The sequence below is a fragment of the Paraburkholderia sp. A1RI_3L genome, assembly GCF_048957895.1.
Taxonomy (GTDB): Bacteria; Pseudomonadota; Gammaproteobacteria; order Burkholderiales; family Burkholderiaceae; genus Paraburkholderia; species Paraburkholderia kururiensis.
In genome coordinates, this window is the sequence record NZ_JARCHA010000002.1 from 304,867 (window position 1) to 323,319 (window position 18,453).

General features: G+C 65.6%; 20 protein-coding genes. 13 read left to right on the plus strand and 7 right to left on the minus strand.

The window, feature by feature from the left end; all coding sequences use genetic code 11:
- The first annotated feature begins 38 nt into the window (after window positions 1-38).
- From PXJ20_RS07470 to PXJ20_RS07505, 8 genes are all read left to right on the plus strand, one after another.
- Window positions 39-542 carry a hypothetical protein gene (locus PXJ20_RS07470; RefSeq protein ID WP_126876657.1) on the plus strand — a complete coding sequence of 168 codons (504 nt, stop codon included), beginning with the start codon at window positions 39-41 and terminating at the stop codon, window positions 540-542.
- Window positions 539-1,234 (plus strand): hypothetical protein, encoded by a 696-nt coding sequence (locus PXJ20_RS07475; protein WP_421029680.1) that lies wholly within the window; start codon window positions 539-541, stop codon window positions 1,232-1,234. Before PXJ20_RS07470 ends, PXJ20_RS07475 begins: the two co-directional genes overlap by 4 nt.
- Before the next feature lie 24 nt (window positions 1,235-1,258).
- A complete protein-coding gene (locus tag PXJ20_RS07480) occupies window positions 1,259-2,665 on the plus strand; it encodes a hypothetical protein (protein ID WP_126876659.1) in 1,407 nt (468 codons plus the stop codon).
- Window positions 2,666-2,788: 123 nt separating this feature from the next.
- Window positions 2,789-3,502, plus strand: a complete 714-nt coding sequence (locus PXJ20_RS07485; protein WP_051061991.1) for a C39 family peptidase — start codon at window positions 2,789-2,791, stop codon at window positions 3,500-3,502.
- A gap of 6 nt (window positions 3,503-3,508) precedes the next feature.
- Window positions 3,509-4,312, plus strand: a complete 804-nt coding sequence (locus PXJ20_RS07490; RefSeq protein WP_421029681.1) for a peptidase C39 — start codon at window positions 3,509-3,511, stop codon at window positions 4,310-4,312.
- A gap of 163 nt (window positions 4,313-4,475) precedes the next feature.
- Window positions 4,476-5,921, plus strand: a complete 1,446-nt coding sequence (locus PXJ20_RS07495) for a SlyX family protein (protein ID WP_126876660.1) — start codon at window positions 4,476-4,478, stop codon at window positions 5,919-5,921.
- 81 nt (window positions 5,922-6,002) lie between these two features.
- A complete protein-coding gene (locus PXJ20_RS07500; protein WP_240658847.1) occupies window positions 6,003-7,472 on the plus strand; it encodes a sigma-54 dependent transcriptional regulator in 1,470 nt (489 codons plus the stop codon).
- An 83-nt stretch (window positions 7,473-7,555) separates the two neighbouring features.
- Entirely contained in the window at window positions 7,556-8,059 is a 504-nt protein-coding gene (locus PXJ20_RS07505; protein ID WP_277596687.1) for a dihydrofolate reductase, read from the plus strand.
- Between the two features lie 135 nt (window positions 8,060-8,194).
- Here PXJ20_RS07505 and pmbA read toward each other — a convergent pair whose 3' ends face one another.
- Entirely contained in the window at window positions 8,195-9,565 is a 1,371-nt protein-coding gene (gene pmbA, locus PXJ20_RS07510) for a metalloprotease PmbA (RefSeq protein ID WP_199540343.1), read from the minus strand.
- Window positions 9,566-9,765: 200 nt separating this feature from the next.
- Between pmbA and yjgA the strand changes: the two genes are divergently transcribed.
- Together yjgA and mog are read left to right on the plus strand one after the other, a co-directional pair.
- Window positions 9,766-10,377, plus strand: a complete 612-nt coding sequence (yjgA, locus tag PXJ20_RS07515; RefSeq protein ID WP_275450549.1) for a ribosome biogenesis factor YjgA — start codon at window positions 9,766-9,768, stop codon at window positions 10,375-10,377.
- A complete protein-coding gene (gene mog / locus PXJ20_RS07520) occupies window positions 10,358-10,993 on the plus strand; it encodes a molybdopterin adenylyltransferase (RefSeq protein WP_421029682.1) in 636 nt (211 codons plus the stop codon). Before yjgA ends, mog begins: the two co-directional genes overlap by 20 nt.
- Window positions 10,994-11,109: 116 nt before the next feature.
- On the opposite strand, the gene orn is transcribed toward mog, so the two are convergent.
- Window positions 11,110-11,742 carry an oligoribonuclease gene (orn, locus tag PXJ20_RS07525; RefSeq protein WP_126876665.1) on the minus strand — a complete coding sequence of 211 codons (633 nt, stop codon included), beginning with the start codon at window positions 11,740-11,742 and terminating at the stop codon, window positions 11,110-11,112.
- 90 nt (window positions 11,743-11,832) lie between these two features.
- On the opposite strand from orn, the gene PXJ20_RS07530 reads away from it, so the two are divergent.
- The 3 genes from PXJ20_RS07530 to PXJ20_RS07540 are packed head-to-tail and all read left to right on the plus strand — an operon-like array spanning window position 11,833 to window position 14,390.
- Window positions 11,833-13,092, plus strand: a complete 1,260-nt coding sequence (locus tag PXJ20_RS07530) for a M48 family metallopeptidase (RefSeq protein WP_421029683.1) — start codon at window positions 11,833-11,835, stop codon at window positions 13,090-13,092.
- Window positions 13,089-14,039 carry a ribosome small subunit-dependent GTPase A gene (gene rsgA / locus PXJ20_RS07535; RefSeq protein ID WP_421029684.1) on the plus strand — a complete coding sequence of 317 codons (951 nt, stop codon included), beginning with the start codon at window positions 13,089-13,091 and terminating at the stop codon, window positions 14,037-14,039. Before PXJ20_RS07530 ends, rsgA begins: the two co-directional genes overlap by 4 nt.
- 30 nt (window positions 14,040-14,069) lie before the next feature.
- Window positions 14,070-14,390, plus strand: coding sequence for a DUF2007 domain-containing protein (locus tag PXJ20_RS07540; protein WP_017774612.1), 321 nt, complete (start codon window positions 14,070-14,072; stop codon window positions 14,388-14,390).
- Between the two features lie 62 nt (window positions 14,391-14,452).
- Here the strand turns inward: PXJ20_RS07540 and PXJ20_RS07545 are convergent, their stop codons facing one another.
- From PXJ20_RS07545 to rimM, 5 genes are all read right to left on the minus strand, one after another.
- On the minus strand, window positions 14,453-15,388 hold the full coding sequence (locus tag PXJ20_RS07545; protein ID WP_017774611.1) for a CobD/CbiB family protein: 936 nt from the start codon (window positions 15,386-15,388) through the stop codon (window positions 14,453-14,455).
- Between the two features lie 147 nt (window positions 15,389-15,535).
- Complete coding sequence (locus PXJ20_RS07550) at window positions 15,536-16,219, minus strand: CoA pyrophosphatase (protein WP_421029685.1); 684 nt, start codon at window positions 16,217-16,219, stop codon at window positions 15,536-15,538.
- 149 nt (window positions 16,220-16,368) lie between these two features.
- Window positions 16,369-16,755: a 50S ribosomal protein L19 gene (gene rplS, locus PXJ20_RS07555; RefSeq protein ID WP_017774609.1), complete on the minus strand. Its 387-nt coding sequence runs from the start codon at window positions 16,753-16,755 to the stop codon at window positions 16,369-16,371.
- Window positions 16,756-16,848: 93 nt separating this feature from the next.
- Entirely contained in the window at window positions 16,849-17,676 is an 828-nt protein-coding gene (gene trmD, locus PXJ20_RS07560) for a tRNA (guanosine(37)-N1)-methyltransferase TrmD (RefSeq protein WP_421029686.1), read from the minus strand.
- 26 nt (window positions 17,677-17,702) lie between these two features.
- On the minus strand, window positions 17,703-18,446 hold the full coding sequence (gene rimM, locus PXJ20_RS07565; protein ID WP_421029687.1) for a ribosome maturation factor RimM: 744 nt from the start codon (window positions 18,444-18,446) through the stop codon (window positions 17,703-17,705).
- Window positions 18,447-18,453 lie beyond the last annotated feature (7 nt).

Consider the following 18,453-nt stretch of genomic DNA (forward strand, 5'->3'; position numbering starts at 1 on the left):
CACGCGCCCACATCGCCCGCCAGTTTCGAGGAACCGACATGATCGCCTCATCTCCCGTGCCACGCCGCGGCGTCCCGTTTGCCGCGCTGCTGTGCGCACTCGCCAGCGCAGCCGCCGCAGCGGCAACGCCCGCGGCCGCGCAGCAACTCATGCAGCCCACCACGCAGCCGGGCAACCTCGTGATCGAGCGCACCATCACGCCGCGCGATGCGTTCGTGCCGGTACCGAAGAGTCAGGATCCCATCGCAGTCCAGGTGGAGACCTTCCCGCGCGCCACGTTCAACGGGGCCATGGCGTCCATGGCCACCGACCTCGACCTGAATGGCGCCCACGGTTCGGGCGGCATTGCGGGCAGCGGCGTGCGCTCCACGCTTGCGAGCGTCGGCGGCATGGGGCAAGTGCTGGGCGCCACAGGCAACTCCGTTCCCGTGGGTGCGAACGCAACGGCGGGCGCAGGCCTCGCCGGTCTCGGCAGCTCGATCTCGCAGACCGTGACGAGCGCGCTGGCGCCGCTCGGTGCCGCACTGGGAGCCACGAAATGAGCGCGTCGCGTCTTCTGCATCGTCTTCTCTTCGCGACTGCCGTCGATCGGCATGTTGGCTCAGGCCGCGCCGTTGGCCGTGTGCTCGGCCGCACGTTAGTCGCCTGCGCGGTGGCAGGCGCGAGCAGCGCGGCGAGCCTCGCCGCCCACGCGCAAACCGTGCCGGAGCGCGTCGACGCGCTCTCCGTGATCGGCAGCGCGGCGGTCACCGGCGCGGTGGGCGTGGTCGCCGTGAACCAGGCGAGCGGCCTCGACAACGTTCAGGCGAACCAGGCGGTGGTCACGACCGGCGCGATGCCGATCGACCTCACGGCAAGCGCGCAAGGCGCGAGCGCCAATGCGCGCGCCACGAACGCGGCGAGCGTGATCGCGAGCAACGCATTTTCCAATGCCTCCGGCGTGATTCAGCTGAACCAGTCGGCAGGCGTAGCGAATCTTCAGCGGAACAGCGCCTTGATCGGCGCTGCTCCGGGTGAAGCGGAGATCGTATCGGATGGGGTGCTATCCGCTACGACCGCCAACGGCAGTGGGCTGGCGAGGTCCGTGGGCAGCCACGACGTGCAGCAGGCGTCCATCGGTGCGGGCGCTTTCGCCAACGTCAACGGCGTCTTGCAGATCAACCAGACAGCCGGAGCAGGCAACGTCAGTTCCAACAGTTTTGTGCTCCGTCCCCCGGCGGGCACCTTTTTTTAACTTGATGTTTTTCGGAGCGTAATCATGAAACGCACTCTCATTGCAGCGGCTGTTCTGTCGACGATGGTCACCGGCGCCTACGCGGGCGAACGCAATTGCGGATCCGGCTGCGACCCCGCCGAGCTTTTCACGGCCACCAACATCTACACCGACATCGGCGAATTCGGCTTCATCACGCTGCGTGGCCACGTGAACGTGGCGGCCAGCTCGGGCGCGACGGTCAACAACTCGCAGAGCGTCAACATCGGCGGCGTGGACATGCAAGGTCCGCCGCAGTCGTACACCAAGGGCAACATCACGACGAATGTGAACACCACGCACGCCTGGGACAACGCAAGCGGCAGCGGCAGCAGCTGGAGCGTGAGTGACTCGTACAAGAACGACAGCTATGCGTACAACAACACGCATACGAGCACCTCGAACTGGTCGAAGAGCGGCAGCTTCGTGAAGGGTGGCGGCTTCGCCTCGGGCATCTCGGCCAACTATGGCGGCTACCAGTACGCGAACACGCATCAGTCCGCGAACGGCTTCATCGCGGCGGGCTTCATCGCGGGCCTGGGCGGCGGCCCCGGCGTGATCTTCGGCGGCGTGGCGGCGGGCTTCGCCGGTGCGCTCAACACGCACGAATCGTCGAACTTCGGCGGCGGCTTCCACGGCAACGCGAGCGGCTACGACGTGGCATGGGGCGGCTTCGCGGCAAGCGGCCAGAGCAGCGCCACGCACACCAACAGCGGCAGCGGCTCGTTCACGTCGAACGACTACTCGGCTCACGCTCACGCCTACGGCTGGAACCGCAACTACGCCGAAGACGCCGGCCGCGTGACGGTGACGGGCTCGGTCACGGAGCACATCGACACGCGCAAGACCACCACGATGGCCGCGACGATCGACTCGGGCGCGCTCGCTGGCGCACAGGGCAACATCGGCGTGAACATGGCCACGGGTGCCAACAATGCGCAGTCCAACGACGCCGCGCTCGCCAACATGGACGTAGGCCCGGTGTTCGGCAGCGCGCAGATCTTCTCGACGCAAAGCTCGTCGGGCAAGGCGAAGGTGGGTCCGCTCAACTTCGTGGCGGCCGTGGGCTCCGGCGTGCTGGCCGGCGCGTCGGGCAATGTCGGCGTGAACGTGGCGTCGGGTGCGGGCAACGTGCAGAACAACAGCCTTGCCGTGTCGTCCACGACGGTTTCGAAGAGCGACCCGAGGGGCTGGGATGAACATAGCAAGAGCGGCAACGGCGGCGAAGTCATCGCGAGCGACCAGAACTGCCAGACCGCCGAAGCCGGCGTGAAGGGCAGCTTCACCGGCTCGTCGTACCTCGGCGCCGGCGCGCTTGCAGGCGCCACGGGCAACATCGGCGTGAACATCGCGTCGGGCGTGGGCAACCTGCAGCACAACGGCCTCGCAGTCGCGAGCGTGGCATCGCACTAAGCCACCTCCCACCGCAGGCAACAGCACTGCACGGGGAAAAACCGGCCGGCCTCGACATCGGCGTCGAGGCCGGTCCGGACCTGATGTCGAGGCCGGTCGGCCCGCATCACCAAGGGGGACATCATGTTCGTTGGAACGAGCAGGGCCGCTGCTTTGTCCGCGCTGGCATTGGCCGTCTCATGCGTCGTGCCGCACGCGGTGCGCGCGCAGTCTTCCCTCAACATGAACGCCGCGGCCGGCGTGCCCTTCAACGTGAAGGTGCGCTCGGTGCGCGAGCTGCGCTACAACCACATCGTCACGCAGCAGTTCGACTACAGCTGCGGGTCCGCTGCGCTTGCCACGCTGCTCAAGTACGGCTACGGCATCGACATTCCCGAAAGCGAACTCATCGCCCGCATGATGGCGTTCTCGACTCCCGAGGTCGTCGTCAAGAACGGCTTTTCGATGCTCGACATGAAGAAGTTCGTCGAGACCATCGGGCTGCGCGGCCGCGGCTTTCGCGTCACCTCCGAGGCGCTTTACCACCTGCAGATCCCCGTGCTCGTGCTGATGAACAGCGACGGTTACGAGCACTTCGTCATCGTCAAGCACGCGGAGTACGGCCGCATCTTCGTCGCCGACCCCGCGCTCGGCAACCGCATCGTGCTCGAAGACGACTTCGTGAAGAAGTGGAACGGGCTCGTCTTTGCCGTCGTCGGCAAACCTTTTCTGGAGGACTCTCCGCTTTTGCAGGGCAACGAATCGCATGCGCTCAAGCTGCGCCAACGTGCGCTGGAAGACGGAAGTGCAGCGATTCCCTTCGTAGAGTTCGGTCTGATCAAGGCAGAGTTGTTCTGACTCGTCATGGATAGAAACCTTCTCACCGCCGGCTGCGCGTTGTGCATCACCACGCTCGGTCTGGCTTCGGTCGCCCATGCTGCCGGGCAAGGTCCGACCGTTTTCGACAACGTCCCGGCGCTCAGGCTTCAGGCCGTGGACGACAACGTGCTCGCAGCACAAACCGGCAAGGGGCTGGCTGGAGACATCATCTCGGGCGTGGTGGTGGAACTGCTCTCCAGCTGGAAAATGCCCAACGGGGCCACGGCCGTCGCGCAAGGCGCGCTCTCGCTCGTGACCGGCAAGCTCAACCAGGTGGCCGCCCAGGTGAGTTCGCAGGCTTCGGTCACGGAGCCAGCGCACAACGCAAGCGGCGGCGCCAATCCGAACGCGGGCGCCGCAGGTGGCGAAAACGTCAGTGTCAACGGCGTTTCGCAGATCACCCAGATCGCGGGCAACAGCAACATCGGCAGCAACCAGGCCGCCATCGACTTCAACGCGGCCACCAACGCTCACACGTCGCCCGCCGCCTGGAACAACGCGACCTCGGCAGCCGCCAGCAGTGCCGACGGTTCGGTCAAAGCCGGCATCACGTTCGGCAGCGGCGGCATCAAGGTGGCCCTGCAAACACCCGCAGGCATCGCCACGCAAACGGTTGCACCGACCAACGCCCAACAGGCAAGCATGATCGGGCAACTCCTTCAGATCGCAGGCAATAACCAGCAAGTGGCCAACCAGCTGCAACTGCATCTGCAGACGCAGCCGATGTCGGCCGACGCGCTACGCCAGCTCGGCGTACTACAAGCCCTGCAGAACGGTGTGAGGAGATAGGCGGGCAGCCGGCCCGCACGCGCGTCACCGAGGACGCGCAGAAACAAAGGCAGCACACGGAAGAAGAACGCAGCCGCGCAGGCCACACAGGAGACCGGTGCTGCGCGGCCGCAACACCGGGGGACCAACAATGAACCACTTGCAGAGGACGAGGGGGCCGCGCATGGCGTTGGCGGCCATTCCGGCAGCAGTGATGCTGCTCGCCATATCGCAGGGAGCAGGCGCGCAGGCGCTTGCGCATCAGTCGCTGGAAGACCGGCTCAACACGCTGATGCGTGTGGTCGATGAGCAGCAGAGACAGATCAATTCGCTGGAGCGCCAGGTGACGGATCTCCAGATGGCACAGCGCGGGCGCGGGCTGCCCGGCGCAGGCGCCGCGCCCGCCGACAACGGCGCAGCCGACAGCACCGCTGCCCAGCAGCCCGGCGCCGACGGCCTGCCGGTGCCGCTGCCGCCGCTCGCACAGATCAATCCCAACGCGAATGCGCCGGGCAGCAGCACGGGCACGGCCACGGGCGTGCCGGTCACGCCGCCGGTGCCTGAAGGCGCGAGCGCAAAGGCCGCAGGCACGGGTGGAGGGACAGGCGGCGCGCCGTCGTCAGGCGAATCGCCGGGCGCGATCGGTCAGACCCAGAAGGCCGCCGAGCCCGCCCGCACCCAGGCCGAAGAAGCCGTCGTGCAACGCGAACACGCCCCGCTCTTCGACCACAAGCTCACGCTCGACTGGGGCATCAACGACACCTATTACGACCGCCGGCAACTGCAGCTTTCCGGCTTCCTCGCGCTCGACGCGATCTTCCTCGGCAACATCAACCTGGGCGAGACGAAGTCGCACCAGGTCATGTCGGACCTCGACGTGCGCTACGGGCTCACTGACCGCATCAGCATCGACGCCGACGTGCCCTACATGTACCGCACGAGCAACTTCATCGTGGGCGGCGCGGGCGGGTCGGCGAGCACGATGTCGGATGCGTCCGCCAGCTCGCATGCGCTCGGCGACGTCAACTTCGGCCTCTACTATCAGCTGCTCAAGGAGACCGGCAATCTGCCCGACGTGGTGGCGAGCCTGCGCGTGAAGGCGCCCACCGGCACCTCGCCCTTCGGCATCAAGGTCGTGCAGGTGGATGCGGACAATACCAACCTCGTCGCGCCGACCAAGCTGCCCACGGGCACGGGCTTCTGGAACATCACGGGCGGCGTGTCGGTGCTGAAGACCTACGACCCGGTCGTGCTGTTCGGCAGCTTCTCGTACACGTACAACGTGTCGCGCTCGTTCGCGGACATCTCGTCGGTGGTCGGGCAGACGCAGCCCGCCACCGTCAAGCTGGGCGACGTGATCCAGTTCGGCGGCGGCGTCGCGCTCGCCTTCTCCGACAAGGACTCGGCAAGCGTGGCCTACACCATGGCGCTGGAACCCGCCACCGAAACGAAGGCGCCCGGCGGCGCCTGGTCGAAGGTGCCGGGCAGCGAAACCACCGCCTCCGCCGTGACGTTCGGCCTGAATCACGTGGTAAACAAGCATCTGACCATCAACGGCTCGGTATCGATCGGCCTCACGCCCGATACGCCGAACTTCGTGGTTGGCGTGCGCTTTCCCTACACTTTCTGATGTAAGAGGCTCATCGTGCGCGAATCACCCCACTTGAGCGGTACAGTTACGTCGTTAGCGGGCTCGGGCCCTCGTCTCGTCATGACGAGCCCGGACAAGATCGAAGCGCAGCGCCACAAGAACACTTCGCCCGCCCGAACCGAGGACACGACACCTTTGACGACTGCTCAGGCCGAACGCTTGCTGCTCTACGTCGCGCGCTCCCCCGACGACGACCTGGCGGCACACCTGAAGAGCCGCGGCTGGAACATTTCAGTCGCCCGCTCCGCGCACGACGTCGCCCGGCTGGCCAAGCCCGACGCAACCTGCGCGGGCATTGTCGATCTCACGAGCTTCGCCGCCCGCGACGTTGCCGGGCTCGAATCCGCGCTGCGCCAGCAACAGATCGGCTGGATTGCGCTCGCCAACAGCGAGCGGCTTGCCGACCCGGAAGTGCGCCGCCTGATTCGCCACTACTGCTTCGACTACGTGAAGATCCCGGTTGCCAATGCAACCATCGACTATCTCGTCGGCCACGCCTACGGCATGGTCACGCTCTGCGATCTCGACTTCGTGGCGGGCGTGGCCACTGCGGGCGACGACGAAATGGTGGGCACCTGCGAGGCAATGCAGCAGCTCTTTCGCACCATCCGGAAGGTGGCGAACACCGACGCGACCGTCTTCATCTCGGGCGAATCGGGCACGGGCAAGGAACTCACCGCGCTCGCCATTCACGAGCGCTCGCAGCGGCGCAAGTCCACCTTCGTGCCGATCAACTGCGGCGCGATTCCGCATCACCTGCTGCAGTCCGAACTCTTCGGCTACGAGCGCGGCGCGTTCACGGGCGCGAACCAGCGCAAGGTCGGCCGCGTGGAAGCCGCGGACGGCGGCACGCTGTTCCTCGATGAAATCGGCGACCTGCCGCTCGAAAGCCAGGCGAGCCTGCTGCGCTTTCTGCAGGAAGGCAAGATCGAGCGGCTGGGCGGGCACGAGTCGATTCCGGTGGACGTGCGCATCATCTCGGCGACCCACGTGGATCTCGAAGCGGCGATGCGCGACGGCCGCTTTCGCGCGGATCTTTTTCACCGCCTCTGCGTGCTGCGCGTGGACGAACCGCCGCTGCGCGCACGCGGCAAGGACATCGAGATCCTCGCGCATCACATCCTGCACAAATTCAAGACCGACAGCGCGCGCAAGATTCGCGGCTTCACGCCGTCGGCCATCGAGGCCATGTACAACTACAACTGGCCCGGCAACGTGCGCGAACTCATCAACCGCGTGCGCCGCGCCATCGTGATGGCGGAGAACAAGCTGATTTCGGCCGAAGACCTCGACCTCGAGCACTTCACGGCGCAGCAGACCATGACGCTCGCGCAGGCGCGCGAGGCCGCCGAGAAGCGCGCGATCGAGTCGGCGCTGCTGCGCCACCGGCACCGGCTCAACGAAGCGGCCACCGACCTCGGCATCTCGCGCGTGACGCTGTACCGGCTGATGGGCGCGCACGGCCTGCGCGACGCGAGCGCAAGCGACGAGAAGAACCTGTTCGGCGGGGAAGCGGAAGGACACGAATAACGCGTTACTCGGCTCGCACGCAGCCGGGCAACGAAGGGCGGTCGGTTAGAATCGCGAGATTCACGACTGCCCTTCCTGTTTTCATGACGACGCTCACCTTGATCGTGGCGCGCGCGCGCAACGGCGTAATCGGCCGCGACAACCAGTTGCCCTGGCGGCTGCCCGAAGACCTCGCGTTTTTCAAACGCACCACGATGGGCGCGCCCATCATCATGGGACGCAAGACGCACGAGTCGATCGGCCGGCCGCTGCCGGGCCGGCGCAACATCGTCGTCACGCGCGACCCGGCGCGCCGCTTCGAAGGCTGCGACACCGTAACGGGTCTTGACGACGCGCTCGCGCTCGCCGCGCGCGACGGCGCCGCAGAGGCATTCCTGATTGGCGGCGCCGAGCTTTACCGCGAAGGATTCGAGCGGGCGCAAAAACTGATCGTCACCGAGATTGCCGCGGACTTCGCAGGCGATACCACCTTCCCGGCGCCGGACCCGCTCACGTGGGACGAAGTCTCGCGCGAAGCCCATCGGGCCGCGGCGCCCAATGACTTCGAATTCGCGTTTGTGGTCTACGCGCGCAAGCCGGGGGCTTGAGGCGTATTCGGGGAAAGAACTGCGAGGGAGGCGAGCGGCCGAATGCGCCGCCCACCGATGTGACACAAAGAGCGGCGGCCTGTGCCAACCTGCCGCGCAGGCCCGCCCGCTGTTGCGGTGACTTGCGCCTGCTATTTACTGCCCTGCCACCGTCATCCGTTCGATCAGCACCGAACCGGTCTGCTTGGTGCCGCGCACGATGGTGTCGGCGCCCACTGCAACGATGTTGCGAAACATCTCCTGAAGCGTGCTCGCCACGGTGATCTCTTCCACCGGATACTGGATCTCGCCGTTCTCGACCCAGAAACCCGAGGCGCCGCGCGAATAGTCGCCCGTCACGTAGTTCACGCCCTGCCCCATCAACTCCGTGAGCAGCAGGCCCGTGCCGAGCTTCTTCAGCATCGCCTTGAAGTCGTCTTCGGGCCGCGTTTGCGTGCTGAGCAGCGAGACGTTGTGCGAGCCGCCCGCGTTGCCCGTGGTCTGCATGCCGAGCTTGCGCGCCGAATACGTGGAGAGGAAATAGCCTTCCACCACGCCGTCCTTCACGACCGAACGCTGCTTCGTGCGCACGCCTTCTTCGTCGAACGGTGCGCTGCCCATGGCGCGCGGCACGTGCGGGTCTTCGACGATCTGGATGTGCGGCGCGAATACGGGTTTGCCGAGGCTGTCGACCAGAAACGAGGTCTTGCGGTACAGCGCGCCGCCGCTCGTGGCCTGCACGAACGCGCCGAGCAGGCCGGAGGCGAGCGGCGCCTCGAACAGCACCGGCACCTTGCGCGTATCGAGCCCGCGCGCGCCCATGCGGGCGAGCGCCCGTTCGGCGGCGTAGCGGCCCACGGCCTCGGGCTGCGCCAGTTCTGCCGCACTGCGCTTCGACGAGTACCAGTCGTCGCGCTGCATGTGGCGGCCTTCGCCCGCAATCGGCGCACAGGCGATGTAGTGGCGCGAATACGGATACCCGCCGAGGAAGCCCCGCGTGGTGGCCAGCACGAACTGCGAGTGCTGCGCCGACACGCTCGCGCCTTCCGAGTTGCGGATGCGGGAATCGGTGGCAAAAGCGGCTTCTTCGGCGCGACGCGCGAGCGCGACGGCCTCGTCGGCGGTGAGATTCCACGGATGGTAGAGGTCGAGGTTGCGCGGCGACGTTTCCAGCAGTTCGGCCTCGGCGAGGCCCGCGCAATCGTCTTCAGCCGTGAAACGGGCGATGTTGTAGGCGGCCGCAACGGTGTCCTTGAGCGCCTGCGACGAGAAGTCCGAGGTGCTCGCGTTGCCGCGCTTGTTGCCGATGTAGACCGTCACGCCCACCATCTTGTCGCGGTTGTGCTCGATGGTCTCCACTTCACCGCGCCGCACCGACACCGAGAGGCCGTCGCCTTCGGAAATCTCGGTGCCGGCATCGGTCGCGCCGAGCGCCTTCGCGTGGCGGAGAATGTCCGACGCGATCTCCTTGAGCTCGTCCTGGGTGTGCGGGAAAAAGCGTTGCCGGGCTTCGATGTCTGCTGCCATTGTGTTTGCTGTCCGGGTTCGGGGCCCTGGGTGGCCCGGGATAAGGTGCGTGGCAATTTCGTCACGTATCACGCGATCATAGCAAGGTCCGCGCAAAGACATGTGCCGCAGCCTGACGGCGTTCGCCGGCGCGGCTGTGCGGCGTGCCGGCGGCCCGGGCCGGAACTGTCCCGTGACAGGCCCACGCTACAATACGGCCCATGACACGCAAAACCCGCATCCAACCTATGCACGCGGCCGTCGAGGAAGACGACAACGGCTACGATCGCCCCAGCAAATCCCAACTGAAGCGTGAAATGCACGCGTTGCAGGAGCTGGGCAAGGCGCTCGTCGAACTGCCGAAAGACGCGCTCAAGCGCATGCCGATGCCAGAGCATCTCGCCGATGCCGTTGCCGAAGCGCGCCGCATCACCGACCACGAAGGCAAGCGCCGCCAACTGCAGTACGTCGGCCGCGTGATGCGCGGACTGGCCGACGAAGAGACCGAGGCGTTGCGCACGGCGCTGGAAACCTACCGCGGCGTGAACCGCGCGGCCACGGCACAACTCCACTGGATCGAACGTACCCGCGAACAGCTGCTTGCCGACGACGCCGCGTTCACGGCGTTCCTGCGCGAGCACCCCGCCGCCGACGCCCAGGAAGGCCGCACGCTGATCCGCAACGCGCGCAAGGAAGCGCAGATGGGCAAGCCGCCCCGCTACTTCCGCGAACTCTTTCAGTGGATCAAGGACGTGAGCGGCAGCACCGACGAAGACACAGGCGACACCGGCGACGCAGGCGAAGGAACCGACGATGACGACTCCCACGCGTAACCACCCCGACGAAATCGTGATCGGCCTCGTGTCCATCAGCGACCGGGCCACGAGCGGCGTCTATCAGGACGAAGGCATTCCCTCGCTCACCGCCTGGCTTGGCGCGGCCCTGACCTCGCCGTGGCGCGCCGAAACGCGGCTCATCCCCGACGATGCACCGACCATTTCCGCGACGCTCGTGGAACTCGTCGACACGGCAGGCTGCGACCTCGTGCTGACGACGGGCGGCACCGGCCCCGCGCGGCGCGACGTAACGCCCGAAGCCACGCTCGCGGTGGCAACGAAGGAAATGCCCGGCTTCGGCGAACAGATGCGGCAGATCAGCCTGAACTTCGTGCCCACCGCGATTCTCTCGCGCCAGGTCGCGGTGATCCGCGAAAGCCAGACGTCGGCGACGCACGCGGCGTTGATCGTCAACCTGCCGGGACAGCCGAAGTCGATCAAGGAAACGCTGGAAGGTTTGCGCGACGAGAGCGGTGCCGTGAAGGTGCCGGGCATCTTCGCGGCCGTGCCGTATTGCATCGACCTGATCGGCGGGCCGTACGTGGAAACCAACGACGCGGTCGTGGCGGCATTCCGGCCCAAGAGCGCGCGGCGGACGCCGCGCACGGCATAACGCACGGTATGCGCTATATGCGCGTGGTCAGTACGCGCGGGTAGCGTGGTCGCTCGGTGGCCGGCGGGCTTGTCGGCTCATTGACCGGCTCATCCGCCACCAATTCATTGGCCGGCTTATTTGTCGACCTGCGCTGCGCTCGCGTCGATAGCAAGCGAGTCGCTGGCCGCCGGAATCAGGAAGTGCTTGCGGTAGTACTGCAGTTCGTCGATCGACTCGTGAATGTCGGCGAGCGCGGTGTGCATGGCGCGCTTCTGGAAGCCCTTGTAAATGGCCGGCTGCCAGCGGCGGCACAGCTCCTTCAAGGTGCTCACGTCGAGGTTGCGGTAGTGAAAGAAGCGCTCGAGGTCGGGCATCCACCGCGCCATGAAGCGGCGGTCCTGGCAGATCGAGTTGCCGCACATCGGCGACTTGCCGGGCGGCACGTATTGCGACAGAAAGGCGATGAGCTGTTCCGTGGCCGAAGCCTCGTCCACCGTCGAGGCGCGCACCCGGTCAGTGAGGCCCGAGCGGCCATGCGTATTGCGGTTCCACTCGTCCATCTTGCCGAGCGTCTCGTCGCTCTGGTGGATGGCCAGCACCGGCCCTTCGACCATCTTGTCCAGCGTCGAATTCGTCACGACGACGGCGACTTCGATGATGCGGTCGTTGTCGGGATCGAGCCCCGTCATTTCCATGTCGAGCCAGATGAGATTCATGTCGCTGCGCGCGAGCGCGGGCGGCGTGACGGAGTCGAGAGTGTCAGTCATGAAAGCAACCTTGTGTGTCGCGGGGTGCAGGGCGCACCGGCCGGTCGGCGAGAACATATAATTGTCGCATAGATACCACGGATTCCCCGGATGCCTACCCTGTACTTCACTGTGCTGTTCGCCGTCGCCGTGCTTGCGATGGTCGTCACGAAACTCTGGCTCGCCTCGCGCCAGATCCGCTTCGTCGCCGCGCACCGCGAGATCGTGCCGGACCAGTTCGCGACGTCCATCCCGCTTTCCGCCCACCAGCGCGCCGCCGACTACACGGTTGCGCGCACGCGCCTCGGCATGGTCGAGATCGTAGTGGGCGCGGCGGTGCTGATCGGGCTCACGCTGGTGGGCGGCGTTCAGGTGCTCGACCTGGCAATTTCGGAGTGGCTCGGCCGCGGGTATCTGGGTCAGATCGTACTGGTGGCAGCGGTTGTCGCCATTTCGGGCATTGTCGAGGTGCCGTTCGACTATTACCGGCAGTTCGTCATCGAAGAGCGCTTCGGCTTCAACCGCATGGGCAAGGGCATCTTCTTCGCCGACCGCCTCAAGGGCGTGCTGCTCGGTGCCGCGTTCGGCCTGCCGCTGCTGTTCGTGGTGCTGTGGCTGATGCGCCAGGCGGGCAGCTTGTGGTGGCTGTGGACGTGGGTCGTCTGGGTCGTGTTCCAGATGCTCGTGCTGGTGCTGTACCCCACGGTCATCGCGCCCCTCTTCAACAAGTTCGAACCGCTCAAGGACGACGCGCTGCGCACGCGCATCGAAGGGCTCATGAAGCGCTGCGGCTTCGCGGCCAAGGGCCTCTTCGTGATGGACGGCAGCCGCCGCTCGGCACACGGCAACGCCTATTTCACCGGCTTCGGGTCGGCAAGGCGCATCGTGTTCTTCGACACCCTGCTCTCGCGCCTCTCCGGCAGCGAGATCGAAGCCGTGCTCGCGCACGAGCTCGGTCACTTCAAGCGCCATCACGTCATCAAACGCATGATCGTCACCTTCGCGATCAGCCTCGCCATGCTCGCGCTGCTCGGCTGGCTTTCGCAGTGCGTGTGGTTCTACGAAGGACTCGGCGTGCGGCCGTCGCTCATCGACGACAACAGCGGGCTCGCGCTCGTGCTGTTCTTCCTCGCGGTCCCGGTGTTCCTGTTCTTCGTCACGCCCATCGGCAGCCTGAGTTCGCGCAAGCACGAGTTCGAGGCCGACGCGTTCGCCGCCACGCAAACGGACGCGAAAGATCTTGTGAATGCGCTCGTGAAGCTTTACGAAGACAACGCCTCCACGCTCACGCCGGACCCCATCTACACCGCGTTTTACTACTCGCATCCGCCCGCTTCGCAGCGCATTGACCGGCTGCTGCGGCACGCATGACGCGGCGCGCACCGAAAGCGGCGCAAGGCGCCGCGGAAAACCGCGCGCAAGGTAAGCGCATGGAAGGACGCGTGATCGCAGCGCATGGCCGCCATTACCTCGTGACCCCGGACGCTGGCGGCGCTGCGCTGCAGTGCTTTCCACGCGGCAAGCGCAGTGAGATCGCCGTGGGCGACCACGTAACCTATGAGCCGACCTCCGCGGACCAGGGCGTGATCGTGGCCATCGGCGAGCGGCGCAATCTGCTCTACCGCTCGGATCAGTACAAGTCGAAGCTCTTCGCGGCGAATATCGACCAGTTGCTGATCGTGCTCGCCACCGAACCGCACTTCAGCGAGGACCTGCTCGGCCGCGCACTCGTCGCGGCCGAAGCGAACGAGCTGAAGCCGATCATCCTGCTCAACAAGACCGACGTAGAGGCCGCGCTGCCAGCGGCGCGTGCGCGCCTCGAACGCTACCGCGCGCTTGGCTATTCCGTGCTCGAAGTATCGATCAAGGCGGCGCCGGAGGCGGCGCAGGCCGTGCTCGCCGAGCGCCTGCACGGCCACGACACGCTGCTGCTCGGCCAGTCAGGCATGGGCAAATCGACGCTCGTGAACCTGCTGATTCCAGACGCCGAAGCCGCCACGCGCGAAATCTCGACGGCACTCAACAGCGGCCGACACACCACGACCTTCACGCGGCTCTACCCGTTTGCGGGCGGCGGGGCGCTGATCGATTCGCCGGGCTTCCAGGAGTTCGGGCTGCACCATCTCACAGAAGGACGGCTCGAGCGCGCTTTTCCGGAATTCCGGCCGCTACTCGCGCACTGCCGCTTCTACAACTGCCATCATCTGCACGAGCCCGGGTGCGCGATACTCGCCGCCGTCGAAGATGGCCGCATCGCCCGCGAACGGCATGCGCTCTACGCGCAGCTCGTTCACGAAGCGAGCCAGATCGTGCGTTGACCATCCGGTCGCCGCAGCCCGCCCACCGCTATGCTCAAGCTCACGAGCGCGCCGAACCTGCTGACCGCACAGCACTGGCTGAACGTACTCGAGACAGCCGGGATTGCGTGCGAGATGCACAACCGCTATCTGAGCGGCGCGATGGGCGAGATTCCGGCGGAACAATGTGCGCCGGAACTGTGGCTCGTTGACGAACGCGACGAGGCGGTGGCGCGCAAGCTGCTCGCCGCCGCGATGAGCGGACCGCCGAAGGACGCGGCGCCGTGGCGCTGCCGCCAATGCGGCGAAACGCTGGAAGCGCAATTTACCGTGTGCTGGCAATGCGGGACGGCGCGCAATCCGCTGGACTGACTGAAATCCAGCGGCGCTGAAACGGAAAAAGAGGCTGAAGCGGATCTACGAGCGCGGGTGGGTTAGAACCACATCGCGATGGTGAGCATGAGGAGCAGCAGCATCCACAGGATCACCGCACGCCACACCAGCCCAACTGCGGATTGCAGGGTACGCGGCGTGCAATCGTCGCCAACCTGCAGCGGACCGCCGTCGCCCGTGGCCAGGGCATCGAGACTCGACGGCTCGGCAAGCGGCCCGGAGAGACGCGCGCCCAATGCACCGCTACCCGCGGCGAGCAATACCCCCTCGTTGGTGTCCGGCCACGTGTGCGCATGATTGCGCCAGGCGTAAATCGCGTCTTCGAAGTTGCCGACAATCGCAAAGCCCAGCGACGTGAGCCGTGTGGGCACCCAGTCGATCAGAAAGAACGCGGTCTGTGCGAAGCTGGAAAATGCCGCGGTGCGATCGTCGGCGGGCCGCGACCATGTGCGGGCGAGATATTCCGCAATCCGGTACAACACCGCGCCGGCGGGTCCGATCGGCACGAGGAACCAGAAGAACACGCCGAACACGTGCCGATGCGACGCCACAACCGCGTGAATGAGCGTGTGACGCACGATTTCGCCGACCGGCATGTCGACGGTGTCCATGCCAGTCCATTCATTGAGAATTTCGCGGGCGCGCGGCACGTCGTCGCTATTCAGAGCGAGATGAATGTCCGTGAAATAGTGGCTGAACTGCCGGAAGCCGAGCGTGAAATAGACGATGACGACGTTCCACAGGAACGCCAGCACAAAGCTGATGCGATACAACACATAATAGACGAGCGCGACCGCGAGTGTCCACGGCAACACCACCGCAAGCCACGCGAGCAACCCATGCTTTTTCTTGCCGGCGTCGAACCCTTGCGCCGCGGACTCGGCGTGAAATTGAAGCAGCGCGGACACCGGATTGGTCGGCGACAGCGCGCGCACCTGTTCGATGATGAGGGCCAGCAATACGGAGAAAAAAGTCATGCGACGCGCCGTGCGATTCGGAAGTTTGGAATTCTTTTATAACGATAGCACAGGGTCAGATGGGCCTGAATGCGCGCGGGCCGCGGCGCAACATCGAAACAACAACGGCGTGATGTGCACGAGCCACATTCCAGTCGGCATGGTGTTTCATGCCGCAAGAAAGCGATAGAAATTGCGCAACATGCCGGCCGTCGCACCCCAGATGAAGTAATGACCACCGGTGCTGCCGCCGCGCGGATACGGCATGGAGAAGAAGCGTCGCTCGCCGCCTTCCCAGCGGAACACGCGCACCTCATGGTGCGTCGGATTCATCAGGAAGCTGAGCGGCACTTCGAAGATATCCGCCACTTCGAGCGTATCCGCTGACACTGTGAAGGGCGGATGCACAAGACCTACCACGGGCGCCACCAGAAAGCCGGTGCCCGTGATGTAGTCCGGCAAGGCGCCCAGCACTTCCACGCGCCCGGAATCGAGGCCCACTTCCTCGTTCGCCTCGCGCAGCGCGGTGGCGAAGGCGTCCGCGTCTTCCGGTTCCCGGCGTCCGCCGGGAAAACTGATCTGGCCAGCGTGATCGTTGAGGTGATCGGCACGTTGGGTGAGCAGCACCGTCAGCCCATCCTCTCGCACTACGAGCGGTACGAGCACAGCTGCGTCGCGTGGGTCGACGTCTTCCGTGAGACGCGGCTCGAACGGCTCAGGCGACCACAGCAGGCGTTGCTCGAAGCGCGCGCGTAAGCCGTCCGGCGTCAAACGGGCAGACGGCACAGGCGGCAGGTCCGTGCCGGTCGACTCGACCGGCAAGTTTTCAGGCTCGAATACAGGACGGATCAACGGGTCTCCCGGAACGGGCACCGGCGTGCGTGGCGGGGCGCTACCGCCGGACAGCGAACATAGCGATGTCGCGCGGACATCTGCACATATCGCTATTTTGACCTGGCAAACAAAAAAGCACCCGGGAAGGGTGCTTTTTCTTACAGCTTTTACTCTGCGGCAGCTGCGCGGTCTTTCGACACCAGCTTTTCCTTGATCCGGGCAGCCTTGCCCGAACGCTCGCGCAGGTAGTACAGCTTCGCACGACGCACATCGCCGCGACGCTTCACGACGATGCTGGCGAGCAGCGGCGAGTACGTCTGGAACGTCCGTTCGACGCCTTCGCCCGACGAGATCTTGCGCACGATGAACGACGAGTTCAGACCGCGATTACGCTTCGCGATCACGACGCCTTCGTATGCCTGAACGCGCTTGCGGTTGCCTTCCACGACGTTCACGTTCACCACCACCGTGTCGCCGGGGGCGAATTCGGGAATGGTCTTGCCTGCGAGCACGCGCTCGATTTCTTCCTGCTCGAGTTTTCCGATGAGGTTCATCACTGACTCCGTAAGCCATCTTGTCGGCGTTCGTGCCCGTACCGGCTTGAGCAGCATTCCGGCACCACGGCCCCGATAGAGGATGGGTTCACATCAGGCACCGTCCACGCATGGAGCGGCGCCGCCTTTCGCCTCGCTAGTGGCCGCCGAAGACGATGCCTTCCGCGCTTCCTTCGCGAGACTTGCGAGCCATGCCTCGTCGGCGCGGCTCAACATCTTGTTCTTCCTGGCCTTCTCGATCAGATCGGGCCGCTTGTAGAGTGTGTTGCGCAATGCCTCGCGGCGGCGCCACTGCTCGATTTCCGCATGATGCCCGCCGAGCAGCACATCCGGCACGCGCATGCCGTCGTATTCCTCAGGGCGCGTGTAATGGGGACAATCGAGCAGTCCGTCCACGAAGCTGTCCTGCACCGCCGACTGGGCATCGTTGAGCACGCCCGGCAGCTGTCGCACCACCGCATCCATCAGCGCCATGGCCGGCAGCTCGCCGCCTGACAGCACGAAGTCGCCGAGGCTCACTTCTTCGTCGACACAACGGTCGACAAGGCGCTGGTCGATGGCTTCATACCGCCCGCACAGCAATACGAGGCTGGGCTGCTGTGCGAACTGCATCACGCGTTCATGCGTAAGCGTGGCGCCTTGCGGCGACATCAGCACGACCTTCGCACCGGTAATGCCCTGTTGCGCCTGAGCCGCTTTCGCCGCGCCAATCGCGTCTTCGAGCGGCCTGGCGAGCATTACCATGCCGGGCCCGCCCCCGTAGGGACGGTCGTCAATCGTGCGGTAGTTGTCGGTGGTGAAATCGCGTGGATTCCACGTACGCAACCCGTAGCGCTGCTGCTTCGCGGCCCGACTGGTAATGCCCCAATCGGTCAGCGCACGGAACATCTCAGGAAAGAGCGTCACGACATCGAACTGCATCGCTCTCTCCGTTCAGCGAATCGTGTTCAATAGTCGGCTTGCCAGTCGACGACAATCCGCTTCGCCGCCTGGTCCACCGACTTCACATAGACGCCGACGAACGGAATCAGCCGCTCGCCGGTTAGTGGCTTGCCGTCTTTCCCGGTGGAGGGATACTCGACCTGCAGCACCGAGTGGGCGCCGTTGTCGATCATGCTCGCTACTTTGCCGAGCACATCGCCGCCTTCGTTGACAACTTCGAGGCCGAGCAGATCGACCCAGTAAAACTCGTCGGCTTCGAGCGCGGGAAACTCGGTGCGGCTCACGTACACGCGGTGACCACGCAGCGCGAGTGCCGCATCGCGGTCGTCCGTGCCGCCCAATTGCGCCACCACTGCGTCGCCGTGCGTTTTGGCGAGCACGACCGGCACCGACTTGCGCTCGCGGCCCTTCTCGAGCCACCAGCGCTTCGCAGCCAGCAGGGCATCGCCGCCGCGACCGGCCTGCGCGTGCGCCGCCACTTTGACCCAGCCTTTCAAACCGTAGGCATCGACGATCGCGCCGACTTCCACCGCGTCGACCGGCCAGCTTTGTTCCGACTCAAGCCGCATGCCCGGCGCCTCTGCTGCGCCCTGCGACTCGCCGCGTGTTGCTTCACGGCTGCGGCCGGGTTTGCGCACGAACGCACCGAACGGTGCGACGCCTTCGCCGGAAGCCGGCGGCTGAACGCGACGCTGGCTGCGCTCCACCGGTCCAGCGCGTCCCGATCGTTCGGAATCACGTGCGGACATCAGCGAA